The 23,665-nt window shown below is 66.6% G+C and carries 11 protein-coding genes; all 11 read right to left on the bottom strand.

Annotated features, from left to right (window positions below):
• Positions 1 to 160: 160 nt before the first annotated feature.
• Positions 161 to 766: a hypothetical protein gene (locus tag ACP7AX_RS00005; RefSeq protein WP_426224910.1), complete on the bottom strand. Its 606-nt coding sequence runs from the start codon at positions 764 to 766 to the stop codon at positions 161 to 163.
• A 124-nt stretch (positions 767 to 890) separates the two neighbouring features.
• Positions 891 to 5,336, bottom strand: a complete 4,446-nt coding sequence (locus ACP7AX_RS00010) for an FtsK/SpoIIIE domain-containing protein (RefSeq protein WP_426224911.1) — start codon at positions 5,334 to 5,336, stop codon at positions 891 to 893.
• On the bottom strand, positions 5,333 to 6,037 hold the full coding sequence (locus tag ACP7AX_RS00015; protein WP_131682018.1) for a hypothetical protein: 705 nt from the start codon (positions 6,035 to 6,037) through the stop codon (positions 5,333 to 5,335). Before ACP7AX_RS00015 ends, ACP7AX_RS00010 begins: the two co-directional genes overlap by 4 nt.
• Before the next feature lie 61 nt (positions 6,038 to 6,098).
• Positions 6,099 to 7,907, bottom strand: coding sequence for a protein kinase domain-containing protein (locus ACP7AX_RS00020; RefSeq protein ID WP_426224912.1), 1,809 nt, complete (start codon positions 7,905 to 7,907; stop codon positions 6,099 to 6,101).
• The gene (locus ACP7AX_RS00025; RefSeq protein WP_426224913.1) at positions 7,904 to 9,928 is read right to left on the bottom strand and encodes an FHA domain-containing protein; all 2,025 of its coding nucleotides are present in this window, start codon (positions 9,926 to 9,928) and stop codon (positions 7,904 to 7,906) included. The genes ACP7AX_RS00020 and ACP7AX_RS00025 overlap by 4 nt, the downstream gene beginning before the upstream one ends.
• The gene (locus tag ACP7AX_RS00030; RefSeq protein ID WP_426224914.1) at positions 9,915 to 10,817 is read right to left on the bottom strand and encodes a PP2C family protein-serine/threonine phosphatase; all 903 of its coding nucleotides are present in this window, start codon (positions 10,815 to 10,817) and stop codon (positions 9,915 to 9,917) included. Before ACP7AX_RS00030 ends, ACP7AX_RS00025 begins: the two co-directional genes overlap by 14 nt.
• Positions 10,814 to 12,430, bottom strand: a complete 1,617-nt coding sequence (locus tag ACP7AX_RS00035; RefSeq protein WP_426224915.1) for an RDD family protein — start codon at positions 12,428 to 12,430, stop codon at positions 10,814 to 10,816. Before ACP7AX_RS00035 ends, ACP7AX_RS00030 begins: the two co-directional genes overlap by 4 nt.
• On the bottom strand, positions 12,427 to 15,033 hold the full coding sequence (locus ACP7AX_RS00040) for a transglutaminase domain-containing protein (protein WP_426224916.1): 2,607 nt from the start codon (positions 15,031 to 15,033) through the stop codon (positions 12,427 to 12,429). Before ACP7AX_RS00040 ends, ACP7AX_RS00035 begins: the two co-directional genes overlap by 4 nt.
• Entirely contained in the window at positions 15,030 to 16,361 is a 1,332-nt protein-coding gene (locus ACP7AX_RS00045) for a DUF58 domain-containing protein (protein WP_426224917.1), read from the bottom strand. The genes ACP7AX_RS00040 and ACP7AX_RS00045 overlap by 4 nt, the downstream gene beginning before the upstream one ends.
• 53 nt (positions 16,362 to 16,414) lie before the next feature.
• The gene (locus ACP7AX_RS00050; RefSeq protein WP_131682023.1) at positions 16,415 to 17,386 is read right to left on the bottom strand and encodes an AAA family ATPase; all 972 of its coding nucleotides are present in this window, start codon (positions 17,384 to 17,386) and stop codon (positions 16,415 to 16,417) included.
• A gap of 31 nt (positions 17,387 to 17,417) precedes the next feature.
• Positions 17,418 to 23,540: an Ig-like domain-containing protein gene (locus ACP7AX_RS00055; RefSeq protein ID WP_426224918.1), complete on the bottom strand. Its 6,123-nt coding sequence runs from the start codon at positions 23,538 to 23,540 to the stop codon at positions 17,418 to 17,420.
• Positions 23,541 to 23,665 lie beyond the last annotated feature (125 nt).

Below are 23,665 nucleotides of genomic sequence, written 5' to 3' on the forward strand. Positions count from 1 at the left end.
TCCGAACGGTGTCGGCATCCCCAGCGGCCTCCGGCTTATCCGGAAGATCCATTACCTAGAACCTATCCCGGCCCCCAGACACTGTCGATGGGGACCGCTGCCCATACAGCCCTCCCCATGGGTCCAGCCCGGAGCGTGCCGGCTCCACGGAAGAGCCGGCTCAGTAGTGCGATGCGAACCGGTTCCGGCCCCACCACGCGAACGCCAGGCCGGCAGCGCCCACCAGCAGCACCCCGGCCATGATGGCCAGCAGTCCGGGGCTGCCGAAGAGGGTGCCGCCACCGTTCCGCGACACGGCGGCGGCCTGGGTAGGTGTGGCCGATTTCGTGATGGGCTTGTTCCAGTTCGATTCGGTGGAGGGTCCGGTGGCGGACGGCGACGCACTGGCCGCGGTGGTGCTGGGAGCGGCCGACGCCGTTTCCTCGGTTGGCGTATCGCCGGGTTCCGGAGCGAGCGTGGGAACCGGAGCGGGAGCCGGCTCTGCGATTACCGGCGGGGGCGCGGGCGCTGCCGGCGCGGGAGGCGCTGGCGCGGGTGGTGCAGGTTCCCCGGTGGGCTTGGGATCCGGTTTTCCCGGGTTGCCGGGCGGCGTTTTCTGGTCTTCGGCGTCGAGAGGGACCACTTCGCAGAACAGCAGGCACGTCGGGGTTGGCTCACTGGTTTCGGCGTGCGCCGGAACGGCGGCCGAAAGCCCCACCGAGAGCGCCAGTACCGTGCCGGCCACTGTAGCGGACACGTCGCGGAGCACCGAGGAGGATCGGGTCATGGGTTACCTTTTCGACGGCGCGCGGCCCCCACCGCGGCGAACTTGTGTTTCCGGTAGTCTGCTACAGCCACAACGGGGCCGCAAATCCTCCCGGACTCACGGCCCCGCCGGGCATGGTTGTTTGTCAGTCCCTGTTTTCGGGAGGCAAGGCCACCTGCAGTTTCCGGGCTTTGCCACGTCCCACGATGTAGCCTCGGCCCGGAATCAACTCCGGACTGATCCGGCCCAGCGACGTATTCAGCAGGCTGTCGCCTTCGATGTCACCCGGGTTCATGAGCAGGCCCCGGCGCCCCGACTTGAAGGGTTGGGACAAGGACCAGGCCGAGGACCAGGTGGAGGTCTCGGACTCGCCGATCACCCACTGATCGGCTTTGAGCGATGCCGTCACCAGTTGCGAGACGCCCGATTCGGCGATCGAATCGGTGAACTCGGTCAGGCCCTCGATGAAGATCGCCACCTTGCCGGGATTCCCGGTGGAGTGTTCAATCAGGTCCTCGACGACGTCGGCCAGGTCGTCCGCACCCACCACCGAACGGTTCCAGACCGGGAGCGAGGCCACAGCAGAGCGGCGCGAACCGATGTAGACCAGTTCCGTGTCCGGATTGGACCGGCGCAGGGCGTAGGCAAGGCTGACCAGTGCGACAGTCCGGCCGGCACCGGGAGGACCTGCCAAAAGCAGGGAACCCTGGGCCATGATCTCCGCCGGCTCGAGAGTTTCGTCGTCGACGCCGATGACCGGCAGATCCGGGCTGCCCGCGGGGAGCATGTCCAGGTCCACCTGCTCCGGTAGCCGCTGGATTTTCGGCGCCTGCTCCAGGCCCTGGCGCAGCATGGCCTGGCTGAGTTTGTGGACCTCGCGGGCCTGCAGAGCCAGGTTGGAGTTGCCGCCCAGGACGGCGAGCTGGACCTCCAGGCCGCCCAGGAGTCCACGGCCTGGCGGTGAGGAGCTGCTCAGGACGTCCTTGGGGACGTCCAGAGACAGGTAATCGTCCTCGGAGGAAAGCCGCAGGACCAGCCGGCGCTGAATGGAAGCGAGCAGCGATGCCGGTACGGAGTTGGGCCGGTCCCCCGTGACCACGAGGTGGATTCCGAGGGGCCGGCCGTCGGTGGCGAGCTGAAGGAAGATATCCCAGAGCGCGGACAGCCGGCTGTATTCGTAGGTCTCGCGGAATGCGGACATGCCGTCCACCAGCACAAAGATGCGTTTCTCGTCCGGCCGGTTGGCGAGGGTCCGGTATTCACCAATGGTGGACGCCCTGACGTCCGCGAACCGGGCAGACCGTTCCTCAGCGAGGTCCCGGAGCATTCGCAGCAGGCGGCCGACGCGTTCGACGTCGTCGCCGCTCATGATCTCACCCACGTGCGGGAGGTCCTCGAGCATGCTCAGCCCGGAGGAACCGCAATCGATCCCATAGATGTGGACCGGGCCCCCACGGGGCGTCACGGCGGCGGCAATTGCAATCCCCCGGAGGGCAGCCGACTTGCCGGAGCCGCCGGTGCCGTAGATGGCCATGTTGCCGTCCTGGTCCGGCTCGTAGAAGACTGTGGGCTGTTCCTGACGGGCGGGGTCATCCGCCACACCCAGCAGCAGCCGTTCGTCGGTGCGGGGATTTGGCAGCTTGGAGAAATCGTAGGTTTTGGCGAGCTCGTCGAGCCACGGTTTGCGCGGAGGCTTGATCGCCAGGGATTCCGCGGCACTGACGATGTTGGTGGTCATCCTGGCGATGTCGTTGGGGCCGGCGGGAGCTTCTCTGACCGATTTCTCCGGGGCAGGCGCTTCCCAGCTGGGACCGGAACCGAACGCCATTTCCACGATGTCGATCTGGGGACGCTGTGGCTTCTCGGTGGTCCAGCCGCCGGCGTAGCCGGTTTGGAACCCCTGGATGCGGCCGGGGCCGGTTTTGGCGGCGCCGCGGCCCGGGATGGTCGGGTCGAAGTAGGCCGCGTCAGGCACTCCGAGGATGTCGGTGGCGTCGTCCTCGTCCGCCATGCGCAGGGCAACCCGGAGGTTGGTATTGGCGCGCAGGCTGTCCTTGATGACGCCGGCAGGGCGCTGCGTGGCAAGGATCAGGTGCAGGCCCAGGGACCGGCCGCGGGCAGCAACATCCACCACCCCGTCCACGAATTCAGGTACTTCCGTGGCCAATGCAGCGAACTCGTCCACCACGATGATCAGGTAGGGCGGCGCCTCCGGATCGGCTTCGCGCTGGAGAGCCAGGAGGTCTTTTGCCTTCTTCCGGTTCAGCAGGTGCTCGCGGTAGTGGAGTTCGGCGCGGAGTGACGTCAGTGCACGGCGGACCAGGTGCTGGGACAGGTCAGTGACCAGGCCAACGGTGTGGGGCAGGTTAAGGCAATCCGCGAACGCGGCACCACCTTTGTAGTCGACAAAGAGGAAGCTGACCCTGTCCGGGCTGTAGGCGGCGGCCATGCCCATGACCCAGGACTGCAGGAACTCGGATTTGCCGGCACCGGTGGTGCCGCCCACCAGTGCGTGCGGGCCCTCGTTCTTCAGGTCCAGGTAGAGGGGTTCAATGCCCTTGGACCCCACGAGCGCCCGGAGTGTTCCGTTATCCTTCCGGTTGGGCACGGCGGAGGCATGGACGGAGTTATTCTCCTCCCAGCGTTCGGCGACGGCCTGGGGATTGTCCAGGAAGTCCTTGCCGATCAAGGTGGCGTAAGAGACAGCGCGCGGCAGGTCAGAGTCGTCGCTGACTGGCTTGCCGACGTCGACCACGGGCGCGAGCATCCTGGCAAGCTGGGCGGCCAGTTCGGCGTCGAGGCTTTCACAGCTCACGGGATAGGTGTGGCGGCCCAGCCGGACCTGGCCGGTGGTGGTGCCGTTCTCACCGTCCACCACCATGAAATCCCGGCACGCGGCCGGGAGGGCCTGGATGTCGGTGGCAACCCACATCACGTGGACGCCGGAATCCGGCCCCCGCTCAGCGAGGCGCGTCAGCCTGCCACGGTCAACCGGGGCATCATCCTCGACGATCACCAGCACGGCCGGCAGCACCGGCGCCGGAAGCTCGTCCTTGGCGGGGTTGAAGGCTGCCTTCGGCTCCGGGGCCGAACGTTTGGCCATCGCTTCCCTGGCGTCCAGCAGGTCCTCGAGCCTGGCCAGCAGGGTGGAACCGCCGGCCGAGCCTGCGGCGAGGTGGTCGCCGGTGAGGGGGCTGTGGCCCGAGCCAACGTGCGGCAGCCACTGCAGCCAGTCCCAGCGCTGCCGGGACTGGGCCGAGGTAATGGCAGTCACCACTGCCTCCGCCGGCGAGTGCAGCCCCACGAACTGCAGCACCATGCCGCGGGCCACATCGTCCACAAGGCCGCGTGCCCCGGCAACCCCGAAGGACCCCGCGGTCCGCAACTGGGAGACCACCGGAACACCCTCGATGTCCCGGAACTGCTTGAGGCAGTCCTGGATCTCCCGCATGTGTTCAACTTCGGTATCGTTGCTGGCCGGTTCGTCGAAGTTGATGCGTGACGGGCTGGTACCGAGCCCGAACCGGAGTCCCAGGAAGCCGACGTGCTCCGGCCGGTGGGTCCACAGGAGCGGGCCAAGTTTGTAGATGGAATCCACGGTGTCGCTGACTGACGGGGCTTCCTGCAGGCGTACCGCGCGTTCCACATGCTGCAGTTCGGTGATGTCCTGGCGGAAAGCCGCCATGGATTCGCGGAAGTGCTTAAGCTGTTCCTTCTGCTGGCGCCTGGTCTGCATCTTGTGGTCCACGTAGTGCCCCACGATGAACAGCGGCATCATCATCATAAAAACCACAGACAACACGTTCCGGGTGATGGCGAACATCACCCCGCCCATCAGGAGCGGGGCCATCAGCATCAGGTAGGGGAAGGCCTGGTGGTCGGGCCTTTTGGGCCCGGCCGGCGGTACGCGTTTGGGGGCGTCGAAGCGGGGAACCACCCGCGGGGAACGGTTGAAATCGACAAGCGGCGACGTCGGCGCTGCGCCGTGGTTGCGTCCCAGCGGAACCACAGTGAGGGTGGTGTCCCCCAGGGTCACCGTGTCAGAGGAGTTCAGCGTGGCCCGGGTGACAGGAAGGCCGTCCATCAGCAGCCCATTGGCTGAGTTGGTGTCAACGATTTCCACGATCTCGCCGACCGTGATGCGGGCGTGGCGTTTGGACGTCATGGGGTCGGAGAGGCGGATGTCCACGTCCCGGTCCCGGCCGATGTAGCTGGTGCCAGAGGGCAGCGAAAATTCCTGGCCGACGTCGGGCCCTGAAAGGATCCGCAGCGTGGCAACGGCGGGACCCCGGTTGGCGCCGGGGGCGTTGAAGAGTTCACTGACCTCGGTCAGGGAAACCACGGAACCCGGGCGCAGGCCCGATTCCAGCAGGTTATCCGTGCGGGTCAGGACGTTGCCGCGCATTCCCCCCGCCACAAACGCCTCGTCGATCCGCAACGAGAGGTTCTCCGGGGCGGCCGATCCCTTCCGGTCCGGATCAGCGGCCCAGAGTTGGGTGGCGATGTCCGCCACCGTGGCCAGCCCGTCCACCGTCACGGCCAGGTCCTTGGTTTCCGCCGGGTCCCGGCGGAGTGTCAGCCGGATCCTCATCCTTCGTCCACGCCCCTCATCTTTTCGAGCAAGTACAGATCATCGGCCGTGACCAGGTGCGAGGTGACAGCGTGCTCGACCAGCCTGGCGCGCCGGTTGGTGGCCAGCTTTCCGCCGCCGCCGCGCAGCCCCACCACGCCGACCCGGTCAAGTTTGTCGCAGACGTTGTCCAGCTTCCGGTTGAAACGGGTCAGGGCCCAACCGAGGGTCTTCGCCGCTGCGGCCGAGGACGGGATGGCACTGAATCCGGTTCCTTCCCGGCGGAGCATTGGTTCGGCGAGAGCCACAATCAGCGCCCGCTGCGAATCGGTGAAGACTACCGGGCCGATGGTGGTTTCCCCGTTGCTGTCGTCTTCGCGTGATTCCTGGCGGAAGGAGGGGGTCTTCAGGTGCACGGCGAACTCGTAGGTGGTGGGGCCGGCGGTGAAGATGACGTTGGTGTGGCTGAAAACCAGCGGAATGCGTGCGCCGGGCGAGAGCCAGGCCTGCATGCCCCCGGAGCCGTCTGCCACCGTGGCGGAGAGCATCCTGCCCACGTTGCTGAGCCACCAGATCCCGTCGTAGCGGGCTACCTGCAGGAACTGGCGGTGCAGGTACGGGTTGTCGTCCACCTCGAGGTCGCCTTCGCGGCCGATGTTGAAAATTTCCTCATCGGACGGTTCGTACCATTCACCACAGAAATCTATTGCTAGATCCCCCATTTTCCGTGCCTCCTCGATGGGCCGTGCCCACGTTCTAAAGCGTTTATGCGTCTGCCTGCAATCACTTGCGGATGCAGGCGATCGAATCTTCCTCCAGGGGCGAGAACATGCCGTCGCTCCTGACGAGCATCACCTGGATGCAGGTGGGCTCTGTGGGGTTGAGTGCCACCTGGGCTGCCGGTTCCGCAGTGGACTGGTATTCGCCGCTGCCGTCGATGGCGTAGACGCGCCATTTGTACGCGTCACCGGCTTTCGGCTGCGGGTTGGTCCAGGTGAACGTCGCCTTGCCGGTGGCATCCACGGTTCCCGCCAGGTCTGCGACGTCGGGGACGGTGCCGTTGTCCAGGGCGTCCGCCGGCGGCTTGCTGATCCCGGCCGATGGCGCCACCTTCGGCGCCGGCGAGCTGGTGGCGAGCACAATTCCCACGATGACGGCGACCACCAGCAGCGTCCCGCCGGCGATGGCGAGCCACAGATTCCGTTTGCCGTGATCAGCTGGCTCTCCAGCGGCGGCCTGGGTGACGGGAGCGGGACGGCTGACTGTCGCGTCGATCGCCGGTTCGGCGGAACCGGGCCGGCCCGGCCCGGCGTGCTGGCCCTGTCCGTACTGCGGCGAAAGCAGGCCCGGGCGCTGCACGGTGGAGTCCTGGGGAGTCCCGTACTCAGTGGCTGCGGGCGCACTGCCCCGCAGCATGGTGGCATGGGCCCACTCCCCGGCCGGGTTCGCACCGGGTTGCTGGCCGGACGGCCGGCCGGACTGCTGGCCGGCAAAGAGGTTGCCCGGCACTTGCGGCTGGGCCCCCGCCGGTTGCGTTGGCGCGGGTGTAAAGCCGGAGGGTGTGAAGCCCGACGGCGGCGCGCCGTTGCCGGGGCCCTGCGGCCGGGTGCGTGCCGGGAATGTCGGCGCACTGCCGGTGCGCTCAGGGTCGATGGCAGCGATGCTCCGGACACGGGTTTCCTCGAAGCCGTCATCCGGGTGGCTGTCATCCTGGTGCTGCTCTTCGAGGACCTCGAAGGGCGTGACCGAGAGGTTCAGTTCGGCCTGGATCCGTTGCAGGGCAAGGGCAAAGGCGTGTGCCGAGGAGTAACGGGACGCAGCGGACTTCGCCATCGCCGTGGACAGTGCACGTTCGAGCGAATCCGGGACGTCGGCCCGGCCCAGCCGTGGCAGGGGCGAGTTCGTGATCCGTGAAATCAGTTCACGCTGGGAATTATCGGTGCCCGGCATAACAAACGGGGATCTGCCGGCCAGCAGGGTGTACAGCGTCGCACCCAGGGCCCAGACGTCCACCATGATGCCGTCCACCGGGCCGTCAGAAAACTGCTCCGGCGGCGACCACGGGATGGACATGCCGGCGTCCTCGTCCGCGGTGTCGCCCAAGGTTCCTGAGATACCGAAGTCCGTCAGCGCGGGCCTGTTGTAGTCCGTCACCAGGATGTTTGCAGGCTTGATGTCGCGGTGGGCGATGCCCGCGCGGTGCGCGGTTTCCACCGCGGAGGCAACCTGGATTCCTACGGCCAGGACCTCGTCCACGCTGAAGCGCTGGCGGCGGTACCTGACGTCGAGGCTGGGCCGGGAGCAGTATTCCATCGCCAGGTAGGAGTGCCCGGCGTCGGTCACCTCCGCCTCGTAGATCGTCACGATGTACGGGTGGGAGGACAGCTGGGCCATCAGGTTCGCTTCGGATTCGAACCTCCGCCGGGCACCCTCGGTCTTGAGGTCCGAGAGCAGGACCTTGACTGCCACCTTCCGGCGCGGCCGGTCCTGCTCATAGAGATAGACGTCGGAGAACCCGCCGGAGCCCAGCAGGCTGATGTACGTGAACCCCGGAATAGGGGGCGGCGGCGCGATCGGCCGTTTGGAACTCAAAGAATCTCCTCAAAACGCAGCGAGATATCGTCCCCCAGTTCGGCGATGTCGCCGTCAAGCAGGATGGCCATTTCGTTCTGGGCCAGGCGGCGGGGCTGCTGTCCCTCGCGGACCAGGACTGTCCCGTTGGTGGCCTTGAGGTCGCAGAGCATCACATGCCAGCCCTCAAGCCTGACCTCAACGTGCGACCGTGAAATGTCCCCGCTCGGGCTCGCCACCTGGACCAGCCGCGGCATCCCGCCGCCCTGGACCCGGGAAACGGAAGGCTGGCGGCCGATCACCAAGGACTGATCGAGATCCACGAGCTCGCCGCTGGATACCCGCATCCTGCCCAGCCGCGGCCGCGCGACCTGGACGGCGTCGGCCGGCAGCGGCGAGCGGCAGAGCGCGCACTGCGCGTGTGTGGGCGGGTTGGCATGCCCGCGTTCGCAGACACGGGCCAGCACCAGCGGTCCGGTGGCGGCATCGGGCTCCCGCACCGGGGCGGGATGCGGCGCCATTCCGGCGAGGTCGCTCTTCATGATGGTCTCGCCGTCATGGTCCGGGTCGAAGCCGTCCGGGACAGCGGCGTGCCCGGCGTCAACTGCAGATCCCGGGGCTGGCGTCGGAATGGGCGCGGAAATTGAAGTTGATGCAGGCGCAGGCGATGCAGCACCCGGCGCTGACGGCGCGGGCGGAAAGTTGAACGACGACGGCGTCTGGGCACCGGAGGTGCTGGTCCCGCCGGTCCTCCACGGGACCGAATCGATCAGTCCGCCGCCAAGGACGGTTGACGGTGCAGGTTCAGCGCGCGGTGCAGGCGGGACTGGCTGATCAGAGACCGGCGGGGCAAGGGAGAAGCCGCTGAGGGCCTGGGGCGCTGGCCTGCTTGAATCCGGCTCGCTGGCTGCAGGTTCGGACTCACCGGACCCGGACCCGCTCGCCTGCGGCTCTGTTTGCGGGTTTTCAGCTGAGTGCTCTTCTGCTGAGTGGTCCGCTGCTGACTCGCCCGCCGCGTGTGCCGGGTCTTCGTCCTCAGGTTCGTCGCGGACGGCGGCGTCCTCAATGCGGCGGACGACGGTCTTTTCCCAGAGGTGGTCGTAGCTTCCGGTCAGTTCGTGGGCAGGCACCTGGTCGGCAAAGGATGCCGGGGCTTCAGGCTGCGCAGGCTCAGGGTCTTCCGAGGCGTACCGGGAGTCCTCGTCCGTCACACCCATAACCGTTTCAGCCGAAGCCTCGCGGTCCGTCTCCGCGGTGCCGCTGCTGTCCGGTTCAGCTGCCGGCCCGGATTCCTGTTCCTGCTCCGGTTCGCTTTCGGCCTCAAGGGAGGTTTCGGGGGCGGATGCAGGGGCAGTGCTGGATGCAGTCTTAGGGCCCGGTGGAGCTTCAGGGCCGGAGGCAGTTTCAGGACGGGCTGCAACTGCAAGCGCCGGTTCTGCTTCAGACTCCAGTTCAATGTCCGGCTCTGAGTACGTTTCGTCCAGCCCTGAGGCGGTCTGCGGCTCCCCGGCAACGGCAGCCGTCAGAGCAGGCGCAGGCACTGCTGCAGCGGCTCCAGCAACAGGCGCAGCCATTTCGGCAGCCGGCCCGGCAAATGCCACGGTCAGCGACTGGAGCAGGACCACGCCCTCCACCAACGGCAGCGCGTTACCCGGCTGGCCATCGCCGGCCACGGTGAGGACGTACCCCTCGGGAGCACCGAGGCGGCGCTCGGTCCACGTGGTGACATCCCGCCCATTCAGCTCCACGGAACCTGAGGGTAGTTGGACGACCAGGTCAAGGTCACCGCGTAGGAAAACCCGGAGGGATTCGTGGAAGGACACGATCCCGAACGCAGGGATCTGCGCCAGGGAAACTCCGAAGCCGCTGGTTACCGCATGAAGTACTTCGTGGACTTCCGGGTTCTTCCCCAGCAACTCCCACAATGACTGGGCAAGTTCCGGCGAAGACCCCGGTCCCAGCAGGACCGCCGTGCCGGACCGGATCACGCCAAGCCAGGTACCTGAAATGTAGTTGGCGGCAGCCATATCAGTGCTCCCCATTTTCTTCTTCCTGGTCCGCCGGCCTGCTGGCATCGACAATCTGCGCCCGCGGCAGCGTGACTTCCTGCTCGGCATCCGCGGTGCGGCGGGGCGCAGTGATGGCGATGCCGGCGTCGTTCATCACGTTCTTGGCGTCAATCACAATGACGGTGACGTTGTCCCGCCCGCCGTTGCGCAGCGCTGCCTGGATCAGGGCGTCCACCGCGTCCTGCGGGTGGCCAACAGTGCTGAGGATGCGGAAAATGTGCTCGTCGGTCAGCTCGGCGTTCAGGCCGTCGGAGCAGACGAGGATCCGGTCGCCTTCTTCAACCGGCAGCAGCCAGTAATCGGCCTCGGTCTCATCACCGGTGCCAAGGGCCCTCGTCACCACGTGGCGGCGGGGGTGCACGGCGGCCTGCTCAGGCGTGATTTCGCCGGCATCCACGAGTTCCTGGACCTCCGAGTGGTCCACGCTGACCTGGGCGAAACTGCCTTGGCTCAGCCGGTAGGTGCGCGAATCGCCGATGTTCACCACCAGCCAGTACGGCATTCCCATTTGTTCGACGACGACGGCGCCGGTGAGGGTGGTCCCGGCGCGCGCACCGGTCACCTCCCTGATGGAGCTGTCGGCGCGAAGCAGGTACTGCTGGAGGACCGAGGCCGTGACGGAGCGCTCTCCGGTGGCGAGCTGCGGCATGGCGGCCAGGGCCCGGACGCACATCCCGCTGGCGATCTCCCCTGCCTCGTGCCCGCCCATGCCGTCAGCTACGGCGAACACGGGATCTGAGGCAATGAAGGAGTCTTCATTGAGTTCCCGACGCAGGCCGCGGTCGGTCCCGTAGCCGTAACTCAGGCTGAGGCCGGAGGCGTGGTCATCGTCAGTGGAGACGCTGTCCGGTTGTAAATTCATGCCTGTCCTAGGTGGAAGGAACGGTCACCAAAATGGACAGTGGATCCCGGGCTGACAAAGGCGGGTACACCGGGCTGCAGCGGTGTCCGCTGGCCGTCCGGGGTGGTGACGGCGCTGCCGTTGGTGGAGTTCCGGTCGGTGACCCAGATGCCCGCACCGTCGGTCAGCAGGTGGAGGTGCGTCTTGGAAATCGAGCGGCCGGGGTCGGTAATGGCCAGGACCTGGGACTGCTGCTCCCCTGTCTGGCCCACCGGGTTCCGGCCCACCAGGACGTGGCGGTCCAGCTGGAAGTCCCGGCCGTCGTCGAGCTTGATCCGCAGCACGGCCAACGGTGCGGAGTACGCCGCGCCGCCGCGCATCTGCGTGCGGTCGTGGTCATCGTCCGGGTGGGCGTGTGCCGGCTGCGACTGAGCCGCCAGGGCCGCCGGCGCGTTCGGCACCTGGTAGCCAGGGGCCGACGGCGGGGTGAACGCCGACGGCGGGGTGAACGCCGACGGCGGGGCCGTGTAGGGCTGGGACGCTGCGACCGGTTGGGCAGGTTGGTTCGGCTGGGCAGCCTGCGGCTGGGCTGGTCCCTGCTGGAGCGGCGGCTGACCCTGGTAGGGCAACACCGCCGGCGTCGCAGAAGGCTGGTGCGCCGGCGTCGGGCTGTGCGGCGCCTGGTTCACCTGTGGCTGGTTCACCTGCGCCTGAGAGGCCTGCGCTTGATTCCCCTGCGCCTGATTCATCCGGCCGGCGCCGGCCACGGGCGAGGCAACCTGCTGGACGGGCGGCAGATCAAGGGGGGCGAAGCTGTAGGGGCCCTGGATCCCGCCCGAGGTGATGGGGTTACGGCCGGACTTCACATCGAACATGAGGGTTTTAGCCGCAGTGTCATGCCAGCCGCGGAGCCTGCTGTTGGGATCCCAAGTGTTCGAAACCACTACCAGGACTGCCCAGACAGCGCCGATCAACACCAGCGGACCCAGGATGAACATGGCGATGTTGAACCACTTGAAGATGATGACGGCCACGGCGGCCAGGAGCGCCAGAATGACCCCTGCGCCAATAATCAGGCCCCGGAGGGCTACTCCCCCGGCCCCGGGTGCGTAGCCGTCCTTGTCAGCGCTGCGGATTCCCATGACCCGGTTGCCCACGGTGTTGCCCGTGCGTCCTTCCAGGCTCATGAGGACCACCAGATAAACCAGGGTCAGCCCCAGCCCGATGCCGCCGTACAGGACCAGTGACGCCGTGTCATAGATGATGAACCCGCCGCTTTGGGTGCGCGTGATGCCCGCGAAACCGATGGCAAAGGTCACCACCAGCACTGCGACCGGCGCCAGCCAGTCGAGCACTGCGGCGCCAAGCCGCTTACCGGCCGTGGCCGGTACAAGCTCAAGTTTGGCTGCCATGCCCGTTCCTCCCCCTGGAGCCGTTTGTACTACCGGGATAGTACCGGGTATCTGTTGCTGCTGCCCCGCCGCACGATCCATCAGCGCCCGCTGGGCGTGATCCACATTGCGCCCGCTGCGGGCAGACCTGTTCGGCAGCGGAGCCCCGCAGGCTGTGCAGAACGTGGCGCCGCCGCGGATCTGTTGCTGGCACCGCTGGCAGCGCTCGGCCTCGTACGTCATGATTCAGTGTGTTTCTTCCTGCCAGGGTTCCGTAGAACAGTGGACTCATCGGCCTCCGAGGCCGCCGCCGTCGTCGCGGGTCCGCTTTCCTGAACTGCCGGACCGGGGTTGCCGGAGGTGTCCGGGCCGGTCTCCACCCTACCGGTGGTGGACGGTTGCGGCGTGGAACCATTCCGTGACGGCGCCAGTGGGCCCAGCCCCAGCCGGGCACCGCGCAGCTTGAGGGCGTTGCGGCCGTCGGCAAGCAAAGACCGCGGCGAGAAACGGGCCTGCTGGCGGCGCCAGAACCCCACCGTCCCGGTCATTTCCTTCAACGAACCGTCCACGATCTCCCAGTACGCCTTCACTTCCTCTTCGCTCGGCTGGCCCGCGCCGAAGATCGAGGCATCGGCCCGGTGCGCGAGCATGGTGGTGGTCTGCCCTGACGCGGGGAACGCATCGGCCACCACGGCAGCACTCTCGCGCCGGGTTGAGCGCGTATCGATTCCCGCGCCCATGTCCGTGGCCAGGCTCAGGACTTCATTCCAGCCGCCACCCACACGTTGCGCGGGGTGCCCCTCGGTGAAGCGGGCCTTCCGGCGCCGTGATTTGAGCAGCGCGATGAGCAGCAGCGGCAATGCCAGGATGGCGATCGGAATGAGGGCAATGCCCAGCGCCTGGAGCAGTGCACCCCAGAACAGCCAGGGATTGTTCTTCTTCTGGTCAGCGTCCAGCGCATCCGGCGAGGAATCCGGCGGCAGGTCCGCCGGCTCCTGCGGCGGGGGCGGCGGCTGGAGCACCTGGGGCTTGGGCTTGGACTTGTTTTCCGGGTCCGGCGGGATGGGGATGTTGTCCTTGGGCGGGGTGGGATCGAAGCTGACCCAGCCCACCCGGTCGAAGGCCACTTCAACCCAGGCGTGGACGTCCTTGCCGGTGATCTTCACTTCCCCGGCACCGTTCTCGGGACTGGTGGGCTCGGGGTAGAACCCCATCACAACCCGTGACGGTATCCCGAGGTGGCGGAGCATCAGCGACATGGACACGGCGTACTGCTCGTCGTCTCCCAGCATCTGCTTGGCGGTCAGCAGGTTCCGGATCCGCGATGAGCTGTGGCCGGAAACGCTGGGTAACTGCCCCTCGGTGACGAGCCCGTTGCTGAAGGCACCGGTCTTCTGGAAGTGTGCTTCGATCTGGCGCACCCTGTCGATCGCGGTGGGGGCATCGGCCGAGAGGTCGTTGGCCTGGGAGCCCACCACCGGCGGGACTTCGACCGCGTCCGGCAGGGTGATCTTCGCGAAGTCGTACTGGGTCAGCTGTCCGTGTTCGAGCTTGACGGGATCGGAGACCTGGACGCTGTACGAATCACCTTTGGACAGGCCCTTGGTGGTCACCGCAGTGTCCGTGCCTGCGTTGAAGTACAGGCCCGAGGCCGCGGCAGAGGCACTCTGGTCAAAGCTGAGGCCGGTGGTCTTCCGGCCGCCCGGGACGAAGTACCCCTGGTAGTCCTCGATGGTGATGTCGATCGAGTAATCGTTGGTGGGCACCACGCTTGACGTATCGGCCAAGGTGTTGATGGACTCCGTGTCACCCACCTTGCTGAAGCTGCCGGAGCCGTTGGGGTCCATGTTGTAGTTGGTGCCGTTGAAGGTATCCAGGGCACCCAGCCTGACCCTGCCGTCACGCGGCAGGCCCTTGACCACGAACAGGGTGTCGTCCTTTTTGTCCTTGACGAACGTCCGGAAGCTGGCCAGCGGTGTGATGTAGGCCTTGGGATCAAACGGCGGAACCACCACGTTGCGCAGGACCTTGCGGTCGGAACTGGCGGTGACCAAGGGCGCGGCCAGTGAAGTGATGGCCACGCTGGCGGCGATGACGGCGGCGGCGGTACCGAGCCTGCGGAGCCGGGCCTTCCGGGCGGTGGCCGTATCGGTCACGGGGCTGTTGACGGCGACCTTCCGGGTATCACTGCGCCGCAGCGCGTCGCGGCGGAAGGTGGCCCAGGCGATCGCAATAACTGTGAGCCCGATCCCGCGCTCCACCGTGAGGAAGGCTGCGTTGGTGCTGAAGGCAATGCCGGTGACGAACAGCGCCAGCACCGGGAGCAGCGGCCAGTAGGGGCTCTTGAGCCGCCAGGTGAGGATGCCGGCCATCAGGGCGGTGAGCAGGGAGCTGAGGAAAGGCACAATCAGCACGCCGCCCGCTGACCCTACCGGCACGCCGACGGTGAGCATGTCCTTCCAGGCGAAAACGACGCCCAAGAGCAGGGTCCGCAGGGAATCAAGGCTCGGCAGGAAACCGGCCACCGCGGCGTCGGGAACGGCCAGCACTGTGCCCAGCAGCAGGTACGCGCCCAAGGTGATCGCCGAGGTGATCAGCAGCCCCAGGCGCAGGTGCGCGTTGGCGGCTGCGATGCCAAGCCCCAGGACGATGCCGCCGAAACCCGAGATCAGGTAGTAGGGGTCACCGCCGTAGCTGAGGCTGAAGCCGAGCAGACCCAGCCCGAGCAGGAGGGTGAGGGCACCGGCGTCGAGCATAAAATGCCAGGCCGGCTGGCCGTCGGCAAAGGCTGATTCGTTCTGCCGCTGCTGCTGCTGGCGAGGCCGGAGGCCCGGTTGGGCGCTCATGCGGCGGCCTTTCTGAGGACGATGGCGAGGTCGGCGAGGTCGCCGAGCGTCAGTACGGTGAGGTCCGCGATGTTGGCGCGCGTGGGTGCTGCTCCGGTCTGGAGGCGGACGGCCAGGCTGCGGACGCCCGGCGGCACGGATGCAGCCGCTGATCTGAGCTGGGTGGGGGTGACATTGCTGCCCACCACAAAGAAAACCACCGACGCGTTGGGAACCGTATCAGCCAGGGTACGGGCGAGGTCGACGGCGGTCCGGCGCATGGGTGCCCCGACGATCCGTGTCATGTCGTCCAACATGTTCCGGCCCGTTTCGCAGCGAAGCGGCCCTTTCTGGGTGAGGACGTCCAGTTCGCGCTGCTCCCTGATGGCCTGCCTGCCGATCGAAGCGGCGGCCGAGATGGCCATTTCGAATTCCTGCTCTGACGCGTATTCGTCGGTGTTAATGGACAGCGAGATGGCCAGGTGGGCGCGCCGGGTTTCCTCAAACTGGCGCACCATCAGCTTGTTGGTCCGTGCCGTGGTTTTCCAGTGGATGTGCCGCCGGTCATCGCCCGGTACGTAGTCGCGCAGGGCGTGGAAGGAGACGTCGGCACTGGACAGGTCCGTGGTGGGCATGCCTTCAAGGTCGCGGATGAAGCCGGCCGCGGACCCGGCCAGGGCAACGGTGCGCGGGTGGACAAAAAGGTCCTCCGGCTCAGTCCACATGACCTGGCGCCGGAGCAGGTGCAGCGGGTCTGCCCGGACGGAGCGGACCGGTCCCACCACGATGACGGCACGGCGGGCGGTGGGGATGGTGAAGAGATCCTCATGCACCTGCTGGGGCTTCATCCGGGGCAAGTGGAAGATCGCGGTGGCGTTGCCCACCGGCAGTTCCAGCGCGGCCGGCAGCAGCGGGCGGGTCGAGGTATTGGAAACGGAAATGCTGCCCACCGCACTATCGCCAACGGCCACGCGGGTCCGTGCCAGGTCCAGGATCACACCGTAGGACGAACGGCCCATGATGAAACCGACGGCAATCAGGAGGAGAACAAACGCGGCGATGGCTGCGGCCTTCGCTTCCTGCCACCCGAAGGCCTGGCCGAAGCTCCACAGCAGGATGGACGCGGCCAGGACCGACCAGCCCAGGACGCTGACCACCGAGACCACCGGCCACACGAAGCGCAGCCATAGGCCGCGCACTTTCTGCCACGCCGGGGTCAGGGCGAGGGCGGCGGTGCTTGTGGCCTCGGCCCAGACGGCCGAGGGGTGCAGCCGGGTTGGCCGGCCGTCCCGGTGGAAGGGCTGCCGAAGCAGGTCAGCAAGCCGGGTCAACGGTGTGCTGCTGGACATAGGGGTGCCTTTGTTTGCGCTGGTGGGTGGTTGTTCTCAGGTCCGCGGGACCGTCAGGCGTTGGCGCGCTGCTGCGGTGCGGCGACGTCAGAGAGGACCCGGGCAAGGACGGCCTCCGGGGTGGCACCGGAGAATTCGGCCTCCGGGTCCATCACAAAGCGGTGGGTCCAGACGACAGGCGCGAGTTCCTTGACGTCGTCCGGCAGGACGAAGTTCCGGCCCTGGCCCGCGGCCCACACCTTGGCGGCCCGGACCATGGCGATGGCGCCACGCACCGAGACACCCAGCCGGGACTCGGGCGCGTTGCGGGTCTCCTCGCAGAGCCGGGAAATGTATTCGAGCACGGCAGTGTCCACGTGCACCGTGGCGGCCAGATCAGCCATGTCCGCCACAGCCTGGGTGGTGATCACCGCGGAAAGCTCCTTGGAGCGGTCCTTCAGGTTCGATCCGCCCAGGAGCCGGACCGTGGAAGCGTGGTCCGGGTAGCCGATGGAGGTCTTGATCAGGAAGCGGTCCAGCTGTGCTTCAGGCAGCCGGTAAGTACCCGCCTGCTCGATCGGGTTCTGGGTGGCCATCACCATGAACGGCCTGCCGGCCTCGTACGTGACACCGTCCACGGTGACCCGGGATTCCTCCATGACCTCCAGCAACGCAGACTGCGTCTTGGGCGATGCGCGGTTGATCTCATCGGCCAGGACGATGTTGTTGAAGATGGGGCCCTTGTGGAACTCGAACTTCTGCGTCTTCTGGTCATAGATGGTCACGCCGGTGACATCCGAGGGCAGGAGGTCAGGAGTGAACTGGATGCGGTTGTTGGAGCCCTGGACGGTGGCTGCCATGGCCCGCGCAAGCATGGTCTTGCCGGTGCCGGGGGCATCCTCGAACAGCACGTGCCCTTCGGCCAGCATCGCGGTGAAGGTCAGCCGGATGACGTGTTCCTTGCCCAGCACCGCCTGGCCCACGTTGGCGACGAGCTTTTCGAAAGTGCCTGCAAACCATTCGGCCTGCTCGGTGGTCATGGTCATGGAGTAAGTCCTTTGCTTGGGGTCTGAGTGATCATCGTTGCGGCATTCCCGTTGGCGGGTTGCAGCCCAGGGACACGGTATTGCACCTGGCGTAGTTCCCTGTTGCGCCGCCGCTGGTCAGGTGGTACCAGATTCCGGTGGGGTTGTTCGAGGTTTTGTACCAGACGGCGTATGAGTCGGTCTGTGCGGTATAGCCGGAGTTGAACCAGATGCCCGGACTGATGCACTGGTCCGGGTTCGTGTCGCGGTAGCTGTCCGTGCCCTGGCGGGGCTCCGTGCAGGTGCGAACGGGTGCGGTGACGCCCCACGATGTCGGTACCGGCGGCGGCGGTTCGGCCCCGCTGCGTGAGGTGTCCTGTCCGATCCTGCCCGGCTGGTTGGCGCTGATAGCGCGGACCCGGAGCTGGACGGTCTCGCTGTAGCCGACCGTCTTGGAGAAGCTCCGCTGATCGGTGTTCTGCCAGCCACCGTTATCCACGCTGTACTGGTAGCCGGTGACCGGACGCCCGTTGCCGCTGGGCTGGGTCCAGGTCCACGAAACCGTCCTGTCGCCTACACCGCTGCTGTTGCTGCCGGTGACCACCGGGGCAAACGCCAGCCCATACGGGTTCACCGTGTTGGAGGCCGGACTTGCGTCACCGGCGGTGGAACTGCGGGAGGACACAGCCCAGACCACCACGGCGGTATCAGTGCCGTTGGCTGCAGCCACCACAGCCCCGCCGGCAGGGATGCTGCCGCTGCCGCCCCCGGAGGTCAGCCGGTACATGTAGGAGATCTCGCCGGGGGCCGATCCGTTGCGTTGGGCATCGGTCAAGGCGGTGAACCGCACATCGATCTTTCCGCCGTTATTGTCCGTGTCCACCAGGGTGGCGGCCGGCGGGCTCACCATGCCCGGCTTGCCCACCGCGCGGACGGCCGCGGACTGCGCGCTGGTGCCGGAGGTACCCGCCTTGTTGGTGGCGGAAACGGTGAAGGTATAGCCCGCCTCGGAGTTGTCCACCGTGACGTTCTGGGTTGTTCCGGCAACCTGCTGGGTGGCCACCGCGGCACCGCCGCGCAACGTGGTCAGGGTGTAGGCCGAGACGGCATCCCCGTTGTTGTTCGGAGCGGTCCAGCTGACCTTCAGCTGGGTCTGTGTCCCTACGGATCCGGCCTGCGCGGCCGTGGGAGCTGCCGGCGTGGTGGGAATGCCTGCCGGAACTTCTGCTGCCGAGTAGGCGCTCCATTCGGAAGGTTCCTTGGCGTCATTTCGTGCCAGGACACGGACCTTGTAGGACACCCCGTTCTGGAGGCCCTTCCAGACGAAGCTGACCGCAGTCAGGTTCTGGATCTGCGCGTTCTGGCCAGCCGGCGGCGGCGAAATTTCCAGGTCGTAGGACTTGACCGGGGAGCCCTTGCTGGCCGGCGCCACCCAGTTCACGGACAGCTCCTTGTCGCCGAACTTCAGCCCTGGCGCCAGCGGGGTATCCGGCTTGACGTCGGGCCTGATTTCCGCCGACGCAGGCGAACGGTCAGATTCGCCGAACTCGTTGGTGGCCGTGACCTCGAAGTGGTACTTCGTGTTGTTGACCAGCCCGTTCAGCGTGCAGGTGTTGGCCGGGCAGTCCTGCCGGAAGCCGGATTCGCCGTACACCGTGTACTTGGTGATGGGTGAGCCGCGGTCCGCCGGTGCAGACCAGTTCAGCAGGGCCGTCTGGTCCCCCACGCTCTGCGCCTGCGGCGTGGTGGGTGCCAGCGGCTTGTCCTTGACGGTGAGGCGGACGCGGGCTGTTGCCTGCCTGGACGCTTCCCCGGTTTTGTCCGCCACCGTATAGGAGACCACCATGGACCCGGAGAACCCCGGGGCCGGCGTGACCACTACGGAGTCGCCTTGTACTTCCACGTTGCCGCTGCCGGTTTCGGTCGCTGCGGAGATGATTTTCAGCGCCGTCTCGGGGAACGGGTTGGAGTCGTTGCCCAGCACGTTTACGGTGACCGGCTTTCCTGCCGCCGCGCTGGGCTCCAGGTCGTCATTGGCCACCGGCTTGGGCCGGTTGGAGGCTGTCACTGCCAGCTGGTAGGTGGCGGTGGCTTCCAGGCCGCGGGAATCCTTGGCCTTGATCTGGACGGCGCCGGACGTTCCGGTGGCCGTTGAACCGTCAACGGACGTTTTGAGCGTCTTTCCGTCCACCCTGGCGTTGAAGCTGTCAGGGCTGCCGCCGACGAGTTCGTATTTCATGTTCTCAAGGTCGTCCCGGTCCGGGTCCGCGGTCAGGCGGCTCAGGTCCAGTTCCGCAGTCTCGCCCTTGGGCACCTCAACGGTGGCGCCCAGGAGGGTGGGAGCGTTGTTGCGGTTTGGATCGGGCAGGACCTTGGTGCGGATGCTGAGGGTTGATTTCAGGCCCTGGGGATCGTCCGGTCCGGAGCCGTCAGTGACTTCGAAGCTCAGCGAGCCGGGCCCCACGTAGTCGGCACCCGCGGTGTACTTGAGCGAGGTGGCGCTGCCTCCGGTGGGGTCGCCGCCGTCGGCTCCGATGAGCTTGATCCGGTCAGTCTGGGTGATCCGCGGGGAGCGTCCTTCCCGGACCTTGACCCATTCGTTCAGGTCAACGGTGACGGACTGGCCGGAGATCACTTCGATGACTTCGTCCTTGGCCAGGGTGGGGACCTGCTGCCCGATGCCCGGCACCCAGATGATCGCGGTGGACTTCTGCCCGTCCACGTCCTCCACGGTGTACGGGATGAGCTGCGGCTGTTCGGCGAGGTCCACGATCATGGTCCCGTCAGCGCCGGGCCTGGCTGTGGTGGCCTCGGTGTTGATCTTCAGGTTTTCGCCGACGCCGTCGGGGTCTTCGTCGTTCTTCAGGACCGGGACATCCACGGCGGTCTTGCCCATCGTCTGGGCGGAGGTCACGCGGTCGTCGCGGGCAATCGGGGCCTTGAGCGGCACGTCGTTGTCCACCACCACACGGATGGCGGCCTGGGCGGCAGCGCCGCGGTCATCCCCAATGGTGTACCGGACGTTGACGGTCCCGGCGGCGCCGGGGGCCTGCAGGATGATGCGTCCGCTGGTCTGGCTTACGGTCGCCTGCAGGGCAGCATCGGCTTCGATACCGTCGGTGAGGATACGGATCTGGTCACCGTCGGGATCGGTGTCGTTGCCGGTGGCGTCCACGGCGATTTGGCGGCCCGGACGGACCCTGACTTCGTCGTCCACCGGGGTGGGATTCTGGTTCGTCTCGCCGCGCGGGGCGATGCCCACCGTCACGGTGCCGGTATTGACGGCGCCCTGGCGGTCCACCACTTTGTACCGGAATGTATCGGTGCCGGAGCCGTCGCCGGCTGCCGTGAAGTCGATGAAGTTGCTGCCCACCGTGGCAGTGCCCATGGCGGGGGTGCTGTCGATGCCGGTCAACTGCACCGAGTCGCCGTCAGGATCAATGCCGTCAAGGGGTACCGGGATGCGGACCGTCCCGGCGGCCACCACGCGGGCCGTCAGGTTCGGCGGCTGCGGGCGGGAATTCTGGGCACCTTCGAGGGGAAGGACGTGGATGGTCACCGCGGCTGCGCTCTTTTGCCCCTGCGGGTCCACTGCGTTGTAGATTGCGCGCACGGTCTTGGGCTGCGGCCCGGCGATGAAGCGGAGGGTGTTCTCGGAGACGAAGCTCTTGCCGTCCAGTTCGTCCACTGCCTGGGGCAGGACGGGGTCGACGCTCAGTTCCAGGCCCTGCGGGTGGGTATCGTTCTGCAGCACCGGAATGGTCACGACGTCGCCCACGCGGACGTTTACCTCGTCAGGCTTGGGCTGGGGAGCTTCGACGACGGCGGGAGCCGGGACGGGGACCACGGAGACGCTGCCGGTGGCTGACTTCCTGCCGTTGGACATGGTGTATTCGAAAAGGAAGGGGTCCTTGGTGCCCAGCACATCGGTGATGCGCAGGACGCTGTGGTCGATCACGCTGACCGAGGCTGTGGTGTTTTCCGGGAGTTTGACGGACTGCAGCACCAGCACACCGCCGGAGGGATCGGAGTCGTTGGCCAGCGGGTCCAGCAGCACGCTGCCGCCGGTGGGCATCAGGGCAACATCGTGCACCGCAACGGGGTCGCCGGCGTCCTGGCCGGATTCCACGTCCACACGGATCAGGCCCTGGCTGCTTTGGGGGCCGTTGCTGGCGATATAGGTCAGGTACACGGGCCCGGGGGTGGTGCTCTTGAACGTGAAGGTGCCGCCGTCGGTGACCGGACCCAGCTCGGCGGGTCCGTTAGCCTCCACCTGGGCGAGGCGCAGAGCCCCGCCGTTGGGGTCGACGTCGTTCTTCAGCGGAGCGATCACGAGGTCCTGGCCCACCACAGCGGTGACGTGGTCGGCGTTCACCACCGGCGCCAGCGCGCCGGGCGGCTGGACGTTCACCACTACCTTGCCGGTCACGGTATCGCGGCCGTCCCAGATGGTCACGCTGATGTTCTTCTTGCCGGCAGTTGCACCGGAGTCCTGGTAGGTGAGCAGCCCGTCACGCCGCACCTTGACCTGGTCCTGGTCGTTGTCGGCCTTGGCCTCCATCAGCACCAGGTCGTCGCCGTCGGGGTCCATCCAGTCGGTGAGGATGTTCTGGCTCACGGTCTTGCCCTGTTCCACCAGCATGGTGGTGGAGTCGCCGCCGCGTTTGAAGAGCGGCGGCTTGTTTTCGTCAGGTCCAACCACGGTCAGTGCCACCTGGCCGCTGGCCGAGAGGCCACGGCCGTCGGCGGCGTTGTAGCTGAACGTTTCGCTGCCGGGCCGGGTGTCTGCGGGGACCGAGATTTGGAACGCGGTGCCGCCGTAGATGTTTTGCAGGGTTCCGGCTTTGGGCCCGGAATCGCCGACGGCGGCGGTCAGGACGTCGCCGTCTGGATCGGAATCGTTGTCCAGGACGCTGAGGATGGTGGTGCGGCCCGGGCGGACCCCGACGGCGTCGGGCTTGGTTTCCGGTGGCCGGTTGGGTTTGGTGCGGTCGGGCAGGACGTTGATGGTGTTGTTGTCCGCCGACTCCTGGTCCTGTTCATCGGATTCGTTCTTCGGCGGCACAACGTCGTCCCAGTTGTTCACGAGCTGCATGTTCTGGTTCACCAGCCACACGTTTCCGGAGTTCACATCATTGAGAACCACCAGATCCCGGTTCACCCGGAAAACATACGACGGCGACGCACTCGCCTTGGGCACATCCACGTTCTTGTCATCAGCATCATTAACACAGTCCCGCACATACTCATTCGCCCCGGACCACGCCGCATGCACACAACCGGCCAACTGCACCGGCGCCGCCGGCACACCCTCACCATCGAAGCCCACCGTCTTCGCCGTCGACCCATCCAACGGCTGCTTCAACAACGCCTTCGGCGTCGAAATCGCCACAAAATCACTGGCCGGCCCGCCCTGCTGCAACTTCGCATCCCGCGCACCCTCAAGCTGCAAACGCTTCCCGCCCGGCAGGAACAACTTCCCCGCCGCAGCATCCAGGACCACCGGCTTGTCCCCCACCACCGTGATCTGCAGGTCCCCCGCGCCCTTTAACTCACCCCACGTACTCGAATCCGTTGACACCACCACACCATTGACATCAACCCCGGTCACCGTGACAACACCGGACTTCGGATCCGCCGAATAAATCCGGTCATCCGCCCCAACAGCCGAGACCAGACCCTCGGAACCCACCAGCACCGGCTCCGACGCTTCCTGGTCAAAACCATTCACCGTGGACGGCGACACCGCCCAAACCTTGCCCGACGCCGGCTCCGTTACCGAAATCACGGCGGCACCAAAGCTCACCTCAGCCGACCCCGGCAACTGCTTATCCCCGCCCAGGCGCATGTTCGCGGGCGAAACCTGGTTCAGCGTCGAACCCGTCTCATCATCAACAAACACATCCCCGGCGCTCTGCAGGATGTCAAAGGTGGTGCTGGCCGGCGTCACCGCACCATCAAGAACACGGGACGGATAATTCAGCCGCCCCACGGCGTTCTTGGACTTTGAGACAACCCACACACCGCCGTCGTTCAACTCCACCTCGGTGGTCTTGAACCCCGGGTAGATGATGGCGCCGGCAACCAACGCAACGCCGGCCACGGCAAAAGCCGTACCGGAAATGAGTTTGTTATGCCGCTTTTTGAGACCGAGCTTCCCCAGCAGTGATGTCACAGCGTCAGATTTCCTTCAAGATGTTGGTTCCCCCGGCCGGCCCGAGACAAGGCCAGCGCTTCCGATAACAGCCTACCGATTGTTCTGCAGGCGGGCGATGGGCAGTTCTGCCCCGCGTTCCGGGC

The sequence above is a fragment of the Pseudarthrobacter sp. DSP2-3-2b1 genome (assembly GCF_049895945.1).
Classification (GTDB): domain Bacteria; phylum Actinomycetota; class Actinomycetes; order Actinomycetales; family Micrococcaceae; genus Arthrobacter.